This is a genomic window from Marinomonas maritima (genome assembly GCF_024435075.2).
In the GTDB taxonomy this organism is placed as follows: Bacteria; Pseudomonadota; Gammaproteobacteria; order Pseudomonadales; family Marinomonadaceae; genus Marinomonas; species Marinomonas maritima.
The window spans coordinates 1,216,718-1,232,074 of sequence record NZ_JAMZEG020000002.1 but is presented as its reverse complement, the minus strand read 5'-3'; the positions used below and the strand labels follow the sequence as shown (position 1 = coordinate 1,232,074).

At 43.5% G+C, this 15,357-nt stretch carries 16 protein-coding genes and 1 tRNA gene; 12 read left to right on the top strand and 5 right to left on the bottom strand.

The genetic code is table 11. The features are described 5' to 3' along the window. The first annotated feature begins 142 nt into the window (after positions 1-142). The 3 genes from M3I01_RS11830 (at position 143) to M3I01_RS11820 (ending at position 3,305) form a co-directional block, all read left to right on the top strand. Entirely contained in the window at positions 143-823 is a 681-nt protein-coding gene (locus M3I01_RS11830) for a response regulator transcription factor (RefSeq protein ID WP_275565086.1), read from the top strand. Continuing rightward, entirely contained in the window at positions 820-2,076 is a 1,257-nt protein-coding gene (locus M3I01_RS11825; RefSeq protein ID WP_255896055.1) for a sensor histidine kinase, read from the top strand. Before M3I01_RS11830 ends, M3I01_RS11825 begins: the two co-directional genes overlap by 4 nt. A gap of 221 nt (positions 2,077-2,297) precedes the next feature. Beyond that, positions 2,298-3,305 carry a pirin family protein gene (locus tag M3I01_RS11820; protein ID WP_255896054.1) on the top strand — a complete coding sequence of 336 codons (1,008 nt, stop codon included), beginning with the start codon at positions 2,298-2,300 and terminating at the stop codon, positions 3,303-3,305. Positions 3,306-3,323: 18 nt separating this feature from the next. Here the strand turns inward: M3I01_RS11820 and M3I01_RS11815 are convergent, their stop codons facing one another. Next, positions 3,324-3,773, bottom strand: a complete 450-nt coding sequence (locus M3I01_RS11815) for a GtrA family protein (RefSeq protein WP_255896053.1) — start codon at positions 3,771-3,773, stop codon at positions 3,324-3,326. Positions 3,774-3,875: 102 nt separating this feature from the next. Between M3I01_RS11815 and M3I01_RS11810 the strand changes: the two genes are divergently transcribed. From M3I01_RS11810 to M3I01_RS11795, 4 genes are all read left to right on the top strand, one after another. Then, positions 3,876-4,391 carry an NADPH-dependent FMN reductase gene (locus M3I01_RS11810; RefSeq protein ID WP_255896052.1) on the top strand — a complete coding sequence of 172 codons (516 nt, stop codon included), beginning with the start codon at positions 3,876-3,878 and terminating at the stop codon, positions 4,389-4,391. Positions 4,392-4,409: 18 nt separating this feature from the next. Next, positions 4,410-5,456, top strand: coding sequence for an NAD(P)H-dependent flavin oxidoreductase (locus M3I01_RS11805; RefSeq protein ID WP_255896051.1), 1,047 nt, complete (start codon positions 4,410-4,412; stop codon positions 5,454-5,456). 127 nt (positions 5,457-5,583) lie between these two features. After that, entirely contained in the window at positions 5,584-6,471 is an 888-nt protein-coding gene (locus M3I01_RS11800; protein WP_255896050.1) for a DMT family transporter, read from the top strand. Between the two features lie 7 nt (positions 6,472-6,478). Beyond that, positions 6,479-6,832, top strand: a complete 354-nt coding sequence (locus M3I01_RS11795) for a VOC family protein (protein ID WP_255896049.1) — start codon at positions 6,479-6,481, stop codon at positions 6,830-6,832. A 31-nt stretch (positions 6,833-6,863) separates the two neighbouring features. Here the strand turns inward: M3I01_RS11795 and M3I01_RS11790 are convergent, their stop codons facing one another. Both M3I01_RS11790 and M3I01_RS11785 read right to left on the bottom strand, forming a co-directional pair. Next, positions 6,864-7,070: a DUF2986 domain-containing protein gene (locus M3I01_RS11790; protein WP_255896048.1), complete on the bottom strand. Its 207-nt coding sequence runs from the start codon at positions 7,068-7,070 to the stop codon at positions 6,864-6,866. A 102-nt stretch (positions 7,071-7,172) separates the two neighbouring features. Further along, positions 7,173-7,257 (bottom strand) — tRNA-Leu (locus M3I01_RS11785). A 158-nt stretch (positions 7,258-7,415) separates the two neighbouring features. Between M3I01_RS11785 and queA the strand changes: the two genes are divergently transcribed. The 5 genes from queA (at position 7,416) to secF (ending at position 12,880) form a co-directional block, all read left to right on the top strand. Then, positions 7,416-8,477: a tRNA preQ1(34) S-adenosylmethionine ribosyltransferase-isomerase QueA gene (gene queA / locus M3I01_RS11780; RefSeq protein ID WP_275565085.1), complete on the top strand. Its 1,062-nt coding sequence runs from the start codon at positions 7,416-7,418 to the stop codon at positions 8,475-8,477. Between the two features lie 32 nt (positions 8,478-8,509). Next, positions 8,510-9,628 (top strand): tRNA guanosine(34) transglycosylase Tgt, encoded by a 1,119-nt coding sequence (gene tgt, locus M3I01_RS11775; protein ID WP_449405572.1) that lies wholly within the window; start codon positions 8,510-8,512, stop codon positions 9,626-9,628. A gap of 70 nt (positions 9,629-9,698) precedes the next feature. Beyond that, on the top strand, positions 9,699-10,025 hold the full coding sequence (gene yajC, locus M3I01_RS11770) for a preprotein translocase subunit YajC (RefSeq protein WP_255896046.1): 327 nt from the start codon (positions 9,699-9,701) through the stop codon (positions 10,023-10,025). Positions 10,026-10,105: 80 nt separating this feature from the next. After that, the gene (gene secD / locus M3I01_RS11765) at positions 10,106-11,956 is read left to right on the top strand and encodes a protein translocase subunit SecD (protein ID WP_275565084.1); all 1,851 of its coding nucleotides are present in this window, start codon (positions 10,106-10,108) and stop codon (positions 11,954-11,956) included. A gap of 9 nt (positions 11,957-11,965) precedes the next feature. Further along, positions 11,966-12,880: a protein translocase subunit SecF gene (gene secF, locus M3I01_RS11760; protein WP_255896044.1), complete on the top strand. Its 915-nt coding sequence runs from the start codon at positions 11,966-11,968 to the stop codon at positions 12,878-12,880. Positions 12,881-12,960: 80 nt separating this feature from the next. On the opposite strand, the gene asd is transcribed toward secF, so the two are convergent. Both asd and M3I01_RS11750 read right to left on the bottom strand, forming a co-directional pair. Further along, entirely contained in the window at positions 12,961-13,821 is an 861-nt protein-coding gene (gene asd / locus M3I01_RS11755; protein ID WP_255896043.1) for an archaetidylserine decarboxylase, read from the bottom strand. A 24-nt stretch (positions 13,822-13,845) separates the two neighbouring features. Then, a complete protein-coding gene (locus M3I01_RS11750) occupies positions 13,846-15,330 on the bottom strand; it encodes an HDOD domain-containing protein (protein ID WP_255896042.1) in 1,485 nt (494 codons plus the stop codon). Positions 15,331-15,357 lie beyond the last annotated feature (27 nt).

Below are 15,357 nucleotides of genomic sequence, written 5' to 3'. Positions count from 1 at the left end.
AACAAGGATAAAGTTGATGAATGCATAATAAAGAGAGAGGCGTCGCAAAAAGGTGATTCACTTTTTTTTCATGTATTTATGTGACAATGTGTCCCATTAGAGCCACTTTAACTTTCTGTTTTTTTACACGGTAGAAACGACTATGAAATTACTCTTGGTAGAAGACCATAAAGACATCGCCGGGGTGATCTTTGATTATTTTGAAATCAAAGGGTATGTCTTGGATTACGCAAGCAATGGTTTACAAGGCTATGAATTGGCGAGGTCGGAGCATTATGACGCCATTATTTTAGACGTGATGCTGCCTAAGATGGACGGTTTGACGGTATGTAAGTCGTTGCGTGATGACGGTATTGATACGCCGATTTTAATGCTGACAGCAAGGGACACCAAAGACGATATTTTGTCGGGTTTTGCTCATTTGGCTGACGATTATTTAGTTAAACCTTTTGATTTGGAAATTCTAGATTCGCGCCTGCAGGCTTTGGTCAGGCGGCGAAAAGGGGGTGTGGCGAATCGCACCATGACATTTGGAAGTCTTGTGTTGGATATGAATACGCGCGTCTTACAGCGTGAAGGTGGCCGATACTCGCTGAACCCATCGCAATATACGATTCTAAGATGTTTGATGCAGAAAGCGCCTGATGTGGTCTCAAAAGATGAAATTTGTGATGCCTTGTGGGGGGATGAAGAGCCAGACGGTAAAGTATTAAGAAGTCATATTTATCAATTGCGAAGCTTAATTGATCGACCTTTTGAGCACGCGTACTTGAAGACGGTATCCAAGGTCGGCTATCGCCTCATTGCTGAAGGTGAAGAATGAAACGGACTAAAACTGCAAAACAACTGACGTTTACCTATTTTTCGATTGTGGCGTTTGCCATTATTGCTTTTCATTTTTCTATGTTTGAATCTCTGATTGAAGACATTGAAATGATCTACGCTGAAAATCGCATGTTAAAAGACAAAGATACGGCCATTCGTTTATTGGAAGGCTCTGATCTGACCCATGTATCAGTGCCACCTTTTTCCGAGGCGTATGTAGGTAAAGAAAACCTGCCTTCTGGCATTATTTTAGATTCCAGCATGACAGACAATAAGCCTTTTGAGTTAGATGAAGGCTCCGATACGTACTTTGAAATGTTTGCTATGCGTTCAAAGTTCATACTGAATGGCGAACAAAAAGACCTGTACCTGATTCACTATGATGAAATTTACGAAATCAGTGAAGAGCAAATGTTCGAAACGCAAAGTACCCAACTTTTATTGTCCCTGTTGTTATTGGCAGTGAGTTTATGGGTGGTGATGCGGATATCTGATCGACTGACGAAACCGCTTGCTCGGTTATCAGCCAGCCTTGGAGAAAGGAGCCCAACCAACATATCGGCGATTGAACTGCCGGAAGGCGCTGCGACAAGAGAAATTCATCAATTGGTCGAGCGTCTTAATAGTTATCAAGATCAAATCAGCGCTTTGATAGAGCGAGAACGGGCATTTAATCGTTACGCAAGTCATGAACTGCGTACACCGCTTATGGTGATGAAGGGGGCGGTGACGCTGCTTGGTAAATCAGACTCGAAAGTGTTTTTAGAGCGCCAGCGTTTAAGGATGAATCAGGCGTGTCAGGAAATGGAAGATTACATCACCACCTTATTGTCGTTAACGCGCGATGAAGACTTATCGTTAACGCCGAACCGTACTGTTGAAGTGAGTGAGTTGGAGAGTATTTGTCAAGCGCATTCAGGTTACCTTGCTGGTAAGTCAGTGTCGGTGAATGTTGTTTATGATGGGCATATGATAACCAAGTTGCCTATTCCTACGTTGCATATTTTGGTTGGCAATTTATTAAAAAATGCACTGTCTTGTACAGATGAGGGTAGCGTCAATATCGTAGTGTCTGATAACACTATCAGTGTGGTGGATACCGGTTGTGGTTTAAGTGGGAAGCCTGGTGGTGAAAGTTATGGGCTGGGGTTAATGATCGTTCGTGATATTTGTGAAAAATACCGCTGTGAATTTATTTTGTCAGACAATGATGGCGCAGGGTGCACTTCCAAAGTGGTGTTTCCTGTCTAAATGAAATGGTGTTTTCTGTCTAAATAAAGCGCAATGCGATCTAAAAGGTTATGTGAAGGCCAGTATTGTATTGGCCTTTTTAATTGCTTTTTCCACCACTTTCTTTATTAAAAAATCATTAGAAAAGTAGATGAGTTAGATTCAAAATCCGCATCAATTAAATTGGCTTGATGGTGCTATGATGTTTGCATTGCTACTGCCACTTTATGTTGGAGATACAAATGAGCGCTTCTATTTTAAAACGTTTGCCACTAGACATGTTCTGGCCGACGTTCGATCCATTTTTATTCTGTGCATTTCATAATGATAAATACCCTAAAGCCAATGCTGACATGGGGCCTGCCGAGTCTTTAGTCGGTCGTGCGTTGGGTCAGGACTTCGCCGGTATGGATGGTTGGCGTATGTACCACGGTAAGAAAGTTCCGGGTTTTCCAGCGCACCCGCATCGTGGTTTTGAAACAATCACTATTGTCAATGAAGGTTTGGTTGACCACGCTGATTCTATGGGGGCATCGGGTCGTTATGGTGAAGGTGATACTCAATGGATGACGGCGGGAGAAGGTGTTCAGCATTCAGAGATGTTCCCTTTGTTGAATGAAAATGACGCTAACCCGCTAGAGCTTTTTCAAATTTGGTTAAACCTGCCAAGTAAAAACAAAATGGTACCGCCACATTTTACGATGTTGTGGAATGAAGATACGCCAGTGGTCAAAGCGTTAGACAGTAATGGGAACGAGGTTGCGATTAAAGTCGTTGCTGGGTCGTTGAATGATATTGCGCCTGCGCCTTGTCCACCAAATTCATGGGCAGCAGATGACAAAAATCATGTTGCCATTTGGTTAATCGATTTACCAGAAAATGCAGAATGGACATTGCCGGCTGCGGTGTCAAATTTGAGTCGCACCTTGTATTTTTTTGAAGGCGACAGTGTTGAGCTGGATGGCGTAGAGGGATCGGTCAACGAAGCCTTTGTTCTGAAAAGTGATGCGGCTGTTGTCATAAAAAATATTGGCAAAGTAGCGCGTTTTTTGATGTTACAAGGTCGCCCCATCGCTGAACATGTTGAAAAACATGGGCCGTTTGTTATGAATACGAAAGCAGAGCTACAGCAGGCGTTTAATGATTATCAGCGGACTCAATTTGGTGGCTGGCCTTGGCCTCGTCATGACCAAGTGCATGATAAATCGAAAGGACGCTTTGCTAAATACGCGGATGAGCAAGCGAAATAAGCAGGCGCATTTGCTCCACTAGATAGATCTTTCTTTGGGTCGGCTTTTAGATGAGAAAATCCAAAAGCGAGAAAAAATATAGTTCAACATCATCCCCGCCAATACACCGGGCGCCATGGCAAGATAAGGCCATAGCAATATGAATGTAGGATTGGGTATAGCGGGTGGGTGCGCTAACAAGAAAAGATAGCAACCCCAATTAGGAATAAAGGCCACCATAGAGCTGCCGAGAAATTGCATCCATTGTAGTGCGGCGGCTTTTTTATGTTTGATGTTTTGTGCATCAATAAAGGTGATGTGACGATTCCACCACCAGTTAGAAGTGCCAGCAATCCAAAAAGCAATGCCTCGCGCAAATAGGTGAGGTAGCCAAATTGAAAGTAGCAGCATGCTAGTAAGGTCGACTAAAAAGCCAACCCCACCCACAATAGCAAAGCGTATAAAAGTATGTTTCAAAAGTAAGTTCATAATGTCATTCTATGAGCTAGCGCATCAAAAAAAAGTGAAACACGCATTGGATTTCATGTTGAATTGTCAATTTGATCGTTCATAAAATAGAGAGAATATAATATGAAAATACTCGCATTCGGAGCCAGCTCAAGCCGACAGTCCATCAACAAAGCTTTGGCAAGTTATACGGCGAATTTAGTGGCAGGTGCAGAGATTACGGTACTTGATCTTAATGATTTTGATATGCCTATTTTTAGTGAAGACATAGAAAAGAGCATGGGTGTTCCCGTTCAGGCGCAAGCCTTTGTCGATGCTATTGCGCAAACAGATGTGATTGTTGTTTCATTCGCTGAGCACAATGGGTCTTATTCTGCGGCGTATAAAAATATTTTTGATTGGGCGTCACGTATTGAAAAAGCGGTTTATCAAAATAAGCCCATAGCCGTTCTTTCGACGTCACCTGGCCCTGGCGGTGCGAGCAGTGTATTGGCTCAAGCCGTTAACAGCATGCCGTTTTTTAAGGGAAATATTATTGGCAGCTTGAGTGTGCCTAGTTTCTATGACGTAATGATTGATGGCGAGATTGCCGACGCTTCTATTAAACAGGCTTTGTTGGACATCGTTGCTAAGTTTTAATCAAGAAAGGATATCGTGATGAAGCAATCTTATTCGTATGACTGGTTGGGGACGACATTTCCCATAATTCAAGCGCCAATGGCTGGTGTTCAAGATAGCGCTTTGGCCATTGCTGTGTCTAAGGCTGGCGGCTTGGGGTCCTTGCCTTGTGCCATGTTAGGTGTGGATGAGATTGCTCATCAGGTTTCTTTGATTAAAAAAGGGACAGCAGGCCCTTTTAATCTTAATTTTTTCTGTCATGACGCTGTGGAGTATAGCGAAAGTAAACATCAGCAATGGCGAGAGCGGTTGAAGCCTTATTTTGATGAATTCTCTGGAGCCTATGACGCTAGTGTAAAAAGCGCCTCCCGTGTGCCTTTTAATCATGATATTGCTGATGTTATTGAAGGTTTTGCACCGCCTGTTATCAGCTTTCATTTTGGATTGCCTGAAAAAACGCTATTAAAACGAATTAAGCGCTGGGGTTGTAAAATTCTTTCGTCTGCAACAACGATAGAAGAAGCGATTTGGCTAGAAGAAATGGGTGTTGATGGCATTATTGCACAAGGACTTGAGGCTGGTGGACATCGTGGTATGTTTCTTTCCAACGATATTTCTACGCAAATGGGCTTGTCTTCGTTGTTGCCTCAAATCGTCGATAGAGTCCGAATTCCCGTGATTGCTGCGGGTGGCATTTGTGATACCCGTAGTATTGATGCTGCCTTGGCATTGGGTGCGTCAGCGGTGCAAGTAGGAACGGCTTATTTATTGTGTCATGAAGTGAATACTTCGCAGTTTCATCGTGCAGCGTTAAAAAGTAAAAAAGCCAACCACACAGCACTGACCAATGTGTTTACGGGAAAGCCGGCGCGAGGTATATCTAATCGCATTATGGAGGAGCTTGGTTATATGAGCGATGTTGTGCCTGCATTTCCTCATGCTTCGATAGAAATGGCACAACTGAAAAGTCTTGCAGAAAAGCAAGGTTCGGGTGACTTCTCTTCATTGTGGAGTGGTCAAAATGCGTCTACTTGTCAGGAAATTTCGGCTTTTGAGTTGACGCAACAGCTGGTTAAAAATATGTAGAATAAATCTCTTAACGGATCTTCTAGTATTCCAAATAAGAATTCGAAACATAAGTTTTATTCCTTTTACAAATACTGCTTGTCGTCGCATGCTAACGCTTTCTTATCTCCATTGAAGGTGTTTTGGTATGTGGATCTTTATTACGTTGTTTGCTGCTGGATGCCAGTCTATGCGAACGGCTTATCAAAACACGCTCGCTCGTGAAACCGGCTTTTTACATGCGACCCTATCTCGCTCTTTGTTCGGTTTGCCCTTGGTGAGTGTGTATCTTGTGTTTTGTTGGCAGTTATTCGGTTGGGTGTCTGTCGAAAAAAATCTTGCTTTTTGGGTAGCCGCCACTATTTGTGCCATCGCGCAAGTCATGGCGACTTACTTCATGTTGCGAGCTTTTCAGTCCAGTAGTTTTGCTTTGGGGACTTTGCTATCTAAAACTGAAGCGGTGTTAGCGGCTTTAATTGGTTTGCCTCTGCTTCACTATACGTTGACGTTTGGGGCTTGGTTGGGAATTGCATTTGGGGTGTTGGGTGCGGTTGTCATGAGCGTGAAATGGAAAAATATTAGGCAAGTTCATAAAGACGCTTCTTTGCTATTTGGACTTGGTAGTGGCTTGTGCTTTGCTATCTCGTCGGTCACAGCTTCCATTGCAAGCCATGCACTATCTGGCTCTCTTATTACAAGTGCTGGCGTCACGCTTTGGTATGTTTTGGCTTTGCAATCCATTATTTTGTGTAGTATTCAGATGGTTAAAAGCAAAGACGTTTTAGCGCCTTTTCGATATGAATTGATGTTGAGCTGTAAAGTTGGTGTGTTGAGCGCTTTGGGCTCCATCGGCTGGTTTACGGGTTTTGCGTTGGTGAACCCGGCCTTGGTAAAGACGCTTGGGCAGATTGAAATTGTAGGGACATTGTATTATTCAAAAGTACGTTTCGCTGAAAAAATGACTAAGCAACAATGGATTGGTGGCGCTATGATTGTTATTAGTGTGGTTCTTGTGGTGACATCGACAATAAAGTGAGGGAAATATGGAGTCGAATAAAATCAATTATGTAGAATTGCCTGCGCGTGATTTGGCATTAAATAAAGCATTTTTCAGTCAAGTATTCGGCTGGGGTTTTAAAGATTATGGTTCTGAGTACGCTGCATTTGAAAATGCAGGATTAGATGGTGGTTTTTTTCAAGCTGACTTTTGTTCGCGACCACAAAGTGGTGCTGCGTTGGTGATATTGTTTAGTAATGATTTAGAAGGCGCCCTCAATAGGGTGTTGTTAGCAGGTGGCACGATAGAGCAAGAAATCTTTGAGTTCCCTGGTGGCCGCAGGTTCCACTTTTTAGACCCATGTGGCAATGAGTGGGCAGTGTGGGGCGAGCTGAGCTAATTAAGTCATTCTAATTAGCGGGTCAGCTATATTAAGCGTCTTTTTTTACTTGTTCTTCGGTAGTCGTGGTTGCTTCAATCGTCTCAATGTCTGTTGTTTGTGTTGCGGCTTCCGCTGCTATTCTTTCGCGTTCGGCTTTAGAAATGTACTTAGGTTTCGCCTTTTTAGGGTTAACTTTTAAGTTAGCTTGTTTCATTCGTTTGTCGTATATGTCTTTGATTTTTTTACGGCGGTTCATTTGATTCGTTCCTAAATGATTCTGTTGTTTAGTGGCATTGCTCAAGAATGGCATTCAAGGAATCAAAAAAAAACCCTGATCAACGATCAGGGCTTTTTATGTTGGTACCAGTAGGCGGACTCGAACCGCCACACCCGAAGGCAACGGATTTTGAATCCGTCGTGTCTACCAATTCCACCACACTGGCCTTGAAAAAGGTGAGGCGTATCTTATGCTATTTATGAAATAAGTCAATGGATATGGGAATTATTTTTATCTTTTTAATATGATGTCGCTTGGAAGTACCCTTTTACGTGATTTTTCGATAAAATGCCGGGTCGTTTTTTCTAGGTAGTGTTCCCTATCATGCTCGTTTCCGATTATCACTTTGATTTACCTGATTCATTGATTGCAAACTATCCAACATCGGATAGGACAGCCAGTCGGTTGTTGCACCTTGATGGCCCCAGTGGCGAGGTGGTTCATTGTCAATTTCCTGATGTGTTGGACTTAGTTCAACCGGGTGATTTGATGGTGTTCAACAATACTCGAGTGATTCCTGCTCGTGTGTTTGGGCAAAAAGAATCTGGCGGAAAAATTGAGGTATTGGTAGAGCGGGTAATTGGTACGAACGAAGCGTTGGCACATATTCGCGCTAGTAAGTCGCCAAAGGAAAACAGCAAGCTGATTTTAGGGCAGGATAAAGGTGAGCAGATTGAAGTGACTATGTTGGGTCGCTCTGGTGCTTTGTTTCATCTTGCCTTTAATGAGCCAGTGCTTGACGTGTTGTCTCGCGTTGGTCACATGCCGCTGCCACCTTATATTGAGCGTCCTGATGAAGACAGTGATCAGGAACGCTATCAAACCGTTTATAACCAAAAGCCCGGTGCAGTTGCAGCCCCAACGGCGGGTTTGCATTTTGATGACGAATTGTTAGAAAAGCTGAAGGCAAAAGGGATAGAAACGGCGTTTGTCACCTTGCATGTGGGTGCAGGAACTTTTCAGCCAATGAAAGTGGATAATGTAAAAGACCACATTATGCACGCGGAGTATGTTGAAGTTGAGCTCAGTGTGGTTGAGCAAGTGAAGGCCGCGAAAGCCCGTGGTGGTCGAGTGATTGCAGTGGGGACAACCAGTGTTCGCAGTCTTGAATCGGCGAGCCAAAGTGGTGAGATCGCGCCAATGCAGGGCGATACCAGTATTTTTATCTACCCGGGTTATGAGTTTAAGACGGTGGATGCTTTGGTGACGAATTTTCACTTGCCTGAGTCTACGCTCATTATGTTGATTAGCGCCTTTGCTGGGTACGATCACGTTATGTCGGCGTATCAAGCGGCAGTAGAGCAGAAATATCGATTTTTTAGTTATGGCGATGCCATGTTTATTACACGAAATGCGCAGGCTTCAGGCCCGCAAAGTGAGGAATAAGACGAATGTCTGATAAGCGTCCAGAATGTTTTATGGATTTTGATCTTCATACCACGTCAGGAAAGGCACGTCGTGCGACGCTGACTTTTCCTCGAGGTAAGGTTGAAACGCCAGCGTTTATGCCGGTAGGGACTTACGGCACAGTAAAAGGGATGTTGACCAAAGACATCGAAGAAATTGGTGCGGACATCATTTTGGGTAACACGTTTCATTTATGGCTTCGTCCGGGAACGGACGTGGTAAAAGCTCATGGTGACTTGCATGATTTTACTCAATGGAAAAAACCAATTTTGACCGACTCTGGTGGTTTTCAGGTTTTTTCATTGGGCGAAATGCGTAAAATCACCGAAGAAGGTGTGAGTTTTCGTTCTCCGATTAACGGATCGAAAGTGTTTTTGAGTCCTGAGATATCGATGCAAGTTCAAAAAGATCTTGGTTCTGATGTCGTGATGATTTTTGATGAATGTACCCCACACCCTGCAACAACTGACGTAGCAGCGACATCGATGCGTAGAAGCTTACGATGGGCTCAGCGTTCTAAAGACGAACACGGAGATAGTCCTTCTGCGTTGTTTGGTATCATTCAGGGCAGCATGTACGAAAACTTGCGCGAAGAATCTTTAGAAGGTCTTGTTGATATTGGCTTTGATGGTTACGCTATTGGCGGTTTGTCAGTGGGTGAGCCAAAAGAAGAAATGATGAAGGTGTTGGATTTTGTTACCCCTAAAATGCCAGCGGATAAGCCTCGTTATTTGATGGGTGTCGGCAAGCCAGAAGATTTGGTAGAAGGCGTTCGTCGTGGCGTTGATATGTTCGACTGTGTCATGCCAACCCGTAATGCGCGTAACGGTCATCTGTTTACCTCGGATGGCGTGGTCCGTATTCGTAATGCTCAGTATCGTGAAGATATCGGGCCATTAGACAAAGAATGTGATTGTTACACTTGTAAAAACTTTTCTCGGTCTTATTTACATCACTTGGATAAGTGTAAAGAAATGGTAGGGGCTCAATTAAATACCATTCATAACTTACGTTATTACCAAACTCTCATGGCGGGATTGCGTCTGGCTCTAGATGAAGGTAGATTTGACGCCTTTGTTAATGAGTTCTATGCAAAGCGTGGCTTAGATGTGCCAGCTTTGAGTGAATAATAAACAAATTATGCAGATTCTTTAGATAAAAGGATCGCAACAGTTTCATAAACCATTGGAGAGTTAACACATGATCTCATTGATCTCACCAGCGTATGCTGAAGGCGGAATGGCGGCAGATGGGGGTATTTTTAACCTTGTATTGCTTGCGGGTTTTGTCGTTATTTTTTACTTCCTTATGTGGCGCCCACAGGCAAAGCGTGCGAAAGAGCATAAAAACTTGATCGCATCTTTGACTAAAGGTACTGAAGTAGTAACTGGCGGTGGTGTATTGGGTAAAGTATCTAAAGTAGATGATAACTACGTAGTACTTGAAGTTGCTGAAGGTGTTGAAATGAAATTTCAAAAATCTTCTGTTGCTGCTGTATTGCCTAAAGGAACGTTAAAGTCTATTTAACTTTCTTAGAAAAGCGCCTTCTCTAGGCGCTTTTCTTTTTTATCGATCCATTCAAATTTTTTAGGTGTAAAGGATTTTTCATGCTTAACAAGTACCCCTTGTGGAAGTATTTGCTAATTCTTCTTGTTTTGGCTTTGGGGCTACTCTATGCCTTCCCAAATCTTTATCCGGATGATCCAGCGCTACAACTGTCTACCCAAAAAGCGACTTCTGTTGTTGATGAGCAAGCATTGCTGAGAGCGACAAGTGCGCTTTCAAAAGCAAATATAGAATTAAAAGAAGCAGAGCTTACCTCTGCTGGCGGTACCTTGCGCTTTAATAGTGGTGAGGACCAACTTGCTGCCAAGCCTGTCGTGGCGGCAGCATTGGGTGATGACTTTGTAACAGCATTGAACCTTGTTCCTACTACACCGGACTGGCTATCCTCTTTAGGGGCTGGTCCTGCTAAGTTAGGTTTGGATCTTCGCGGTGGTGTGCATTTCTTGTTAGAGGTGGATACCCCGGCGGCTCTTAAGCAAAAGCTTGAAGTTAGTGCAAGTGAAATGAAGGCGTTGCTGCGTAAGAGTCGAGTGCGTTATCGCAGTGTTGATATTGAAGGCGGTGTGCTTTCTATTCGTTTCTTGCAAGAGGCTGATTTGTCGTTGGCGGAAGATTTATTGAAAGATGAATTTCCTGACTATCGCTATGCTACTCATCAAGATGAAACTGAATTCTTCTTAGATGTTAGTTTTACCGAAGCGTCGAAGAAAGAAATTGAATCCTATGCTTTACAGCAAAATTTAACGACTTTACGTAACCGTGTAAATGAGTTGGGCGTGGCTGAGCCATTGGTGCAGCGTCAGGGCAGTAATCGTATCGTTGTTGAGTTACCCGGTGTGCAGGATACGGCGGCGGCAAAGCGTATCATCGGTGCGACCGCTAATCTAGAGTTCCATTTAGAAGCGGGTTTGGATGATAAAGGGTCGGATATAGAGACTCTGACGTTTCGTGATGGTAGTGGTCGTACGGCGCGCTTAGAGCGTGATCTAATTATTACGGGTGACAGCGTTTCCGATGCGAGTTCGTCTTTTGATGAAAATGGCCAGCCTCAGGTTAACATCAGCTTGGATTCCAAAGGCGGCAAGCAAATGAGTAAGGTAACTCGTTCCGCTGTTGGTCGTAATATGGGGGTTGTGTTTATTGAGCATAAGTCTCGTAGTCGTTTTATTGAGAAAGACGGCAAAATGGAAGAGGTGCGTAGAAGTTACAGTGAGAAAAGTATTATTTCTCTCGCGACGATTCAAACAACTTTGGGCAACTCATTCCGAATTACTGGTTTGGACAGTCCGCGTGAATCTTCTGAGTTGGCTCTTTTACTTCGAGCTGGTGCTTTGGCTGCGCCAATTTATTTTGTCGAAGAGCGTACTATTGGGCCTAGTTTAGGGGCGGAAAACATACAACTTGGTGTTAGCTCTGCTCAAATCGGCTTATTGGTTGTGATGTTGTTTATGCTGGTTTATTACAAGGTATTTGGTATTTTTGCCAATGTCTCGTTGGCCTTAAATATTATATTGCTGATGGCGTGTATGTCTTTGCTTTCTGCGACGTTAACTCTGCCAGGCATTGCCGGTATTGTATTAACGATGGGAATGGCGGTAGATGCAAACGTGCTGATTTTCTCAAGAATAAAAGAGGAATTGGCAAGCGGTGTGCCGAATCAGCAAGCGATACATTCTGGGTTTAATCGTGCATTTACAACCATTTTAGACGCTAATATCACAACATTGCTGGTTGCTGTTATTTTGTTTGCAGTGGGTACGGGGCCAGTGAAAGGCTTCGCGGTGACGTTGTCGCTTGGTATTCTTACTTCGATGTTTACGGCGATTGTTGTGACTCGTGCGCAGGTAAATCTTGTGTATGGCGGCCGTAAAAATAAGAAACTGTATATTTAGGAGAGCGCCATGAAAGTGACAAATATTCCATTTATGGCAATGCGTAAAATCGTGGCTATTTTATCGATTACGTTGATCCTAATTTCTCTTGGTTCTTTAGCGACTAAGGGGTTGCAATTCGGCTTGGACTTTACGGGCGGCACCTTGGTTGAGGTGACTTATGATGAGGCTCCTAACTTAGATGATGTTCGTGAGTTGTTAGACAGAAATGGCTATGGCGATGTGGTTGTGCAGAACTTTGGTTCGTCAACCGATGTTGTGGTTCGTATGGCTAACTCTTATACGCCAACACTGGGTGATGAGGTGTTGTCTACACTTCAGGGTGATGGGGCGAATAAGGTTTTGCTTCAGCGGTCTGAGTTTGTTGGCGCTCAAGTAGGTGAGGAGTTACGTGAGCAAGGTGGCTTAGGTATGTTGCTCGCCTTGGCTGTCGTCATGATTTACGTTGCTGTGAGATTTCAGTTTAAGTTTTCGCTTGCCTCTGTAGCGGCGCTTGTTCACGATGTTATTATCACTTTGGGCTTTTTCTCGATATTTGAGGTGGAGTTTGATTTGACGGTATTGGCTGCATTATTGGCCGTCGTTGGGTATTCGCTTAACGATACTATCGTTGTGTGTGACCGTATTCGCGAAAACTTCCGTATCATGCGGGATACTGAGCCGTATGACCTTGTCAACGAATCGATTAACCAAACGCTGGGTCGTACTTTAATTACGTCTTTAACGACCTTGTTTGTGTTGGTTGTATTGTTTGTGGCGGGTGGTGAAGCGATACATAACTTCTCTATGGCTTTGTTAGTAGGGATAGTTGTTGGTACTTACTCTTCTGTTTTTGTGGCGGCAAACTTATTGCTTGCGTTGGATGTGAGGCGAGAAGACCTCGTTCCAGCACCAAAAGAAGAGCTAGAAGACGACTTGCCATAATCTAGTGTTGTGAGCTCTTCGAACGCAAAAAAGCCTGCTTCATATGAAGCAGGCTTTTTTATTGGGAGCTTGTTTGGTGTTTACTTCTCGTTGATTTGCCCAAAATGCATACCCATCTTAGTAGGTGTTTCTGCTTGTATGGACTCCTCCCAGTTGACGGCGCCTTTACCAAATAAGACGATGGCAGTAGAGCCAAGCTTGAAGCGTCCCATTTCCTCGCCTTTCTTGATGTTAATGTTATTAAGTTCGCTGTAATCCCAAGTCACCACATTTTTGTTGAATGGTGTAACTTGTCCTGCCCATATGGTTTCTATGCTGGCTACGATCATGGCGCCCACCAATATTACTGCCATTGGGCCGGCTTCCGTTTCGAAAATACAAACCGTGCGCTCGTTACGAGCAAAGACACTTGGGATTTGTTCAGCAGTCACTTTGTTCACTGAGAACAGCTTGCCTGGTATATGGATCATTTTCGTCAGTTTGCCAGTAAGTGGCATGTGCACACGATGGTAATCTTTTGGAGAGAGATAAACGGTTGCGAAAGAGCCCCCAAGGAATTGGTTGGATAGTGAAGCGTCGCCACCCAAGAGGCTGGTCAGGCTGTAGGTGTGTCCTTTGGCTTGTAGTAAGGTGCCGTGTTCTATTTCGCCAAGTTGGCTGACTGCACCATCGGCAGGGCAGACAATCCCATTTTTCTGCTCGCATATTGGGCGCAGCTCTGAGCGAATGGCTCGGGTAAAGAAGTCGTTAAAGTTGCGGTAAGACAAAGGATCGCTATTAACTGCTTCTGACATGTCTACTTGGTATTTTTTGATGAATTGGCTGATAAAGGTGTTTTTTACCCAAGTATTTTCGCATTCTGCAATGCGGCCAATGGTGCGAGACAATGTTTTTTGCGGAGTGATATGTTGCGCAAAGGCAAAAAATTGATCTTTAGTCACGGTATTTATCCTAAGTTATTGAATTTATGGTGTGCTGTGGCTGATTAAAGACACGATTTGTTTAAGATTTTTGTAATCTTTCTCATCGAATTCTGTGCGCGTTTCTAGCCAAAATATTGTCATTTCACTTTTTGATGTCTGTGTAGAGGCAAGAATAAGGTGGCTGTTAGTGTCAATTATTTGGTCAGCTGTATGCGGTAAATCTTTTAATAGATTGTCTAGCTTTTGTCCGGACAAGTGGCTTGCTGAGCGTTTTTTGGATAGTTTTTCAAACACGCTTGATGGTGAGTTCCATAGGATAGCTTTAATTGTTTCTATGTTATAGCCAGATTGATACATCGGAGACACTTTGTTGTTTGAATGCTTAAAAATAATGCTGTGTTGTGCGTTTGGTATGGCTTGCTTGATTGTTTTTAGAGCAAGGTTTGCCTTCTGTTTTGTGTCTATATCGCCTTTTTGACTGAGTGCTTTTTTTAGTGCTGAAATAGGAGATAACGCGACTTTTGTTTTTTGGTTGAGTGTGTTTTTGCCGGTGAATAGGTTGGGGTCAAGGAGTTGTTGTGCAAGAGAGATTTTTCCACCGTTATTGTACAAAGTTGCTGCTTCGGTGCTTGCTAAGTGAGCGGTATGAATGACTTCTCCAAGACGGCGATGCATGACTGTCGCGACGACACGGTAAAAGAAAGGCAGATTTTTAGAATCCCATCGCATCAAGCTGGCTTCATGGGCAACTTTGTTTGCGCAATAAGAAAAAATAAGCGGGTTGTTGATTAAAATGGTGAGTCTTTTGTCTTCGGTAAAGCCTGGCAGTTCGTCTGGATGGTGGGCCAAATGTGCTAAGGCTTGCATTTCTCTTGCGTTGGGTATGTGTTTGGTTAGAAAAGAGTCAATGACTTTTTGTGGTGTGCCCCAATGAGAGCAAAGATGCACTGTGAGCTCATCAATTCGACACCCTAAAGTGCTTAGCTCTGCTTGGCTGGCTTTTTCGCCTTGTTTGATTTTTTGCCTAATGGACATCATGGTTGGGTAGGCGTAGAACCACAATAGCCATCTTGCAGCATCACGAAAGAGTGTTATCCAAAAGATATCATCTTCATGACTGGTTAATTTTTCGATTGCCCAATGTCTTGCTATGGTTGCTGCTTCGTAGCTGGTTTGTATTTCGCTTAAAAAAGCGGCTACATGGGGTATTTGTTGTGTTGTTTTAATGTCGTATGGGGCGAATTGAGGAAACAGCTTGGCTATACCATTCATTCCGACCATAGCGGCAGCATGGAAAGGTGTTTTTATTTCGCTGTTTTTATTTGGAATGATTCGATTTGCTTCGTTAAGAATGGCGAAAGCTAATAGTGGATCTGATGCTATGTTGGCTTGCATGCCATCAAGCGTGTCTTCTGTTCTTTTTATTTGGGTTTTAAGGCGAGATAAATTGACGGCCTTAACCGGAAATTTTTTACTTTTAAGGAAATGAAGCCATTCATTTAGGCCAGAAGGTGACTTGTCTTTCATAGCTGGTTACATTAGTGACTCGGTTGT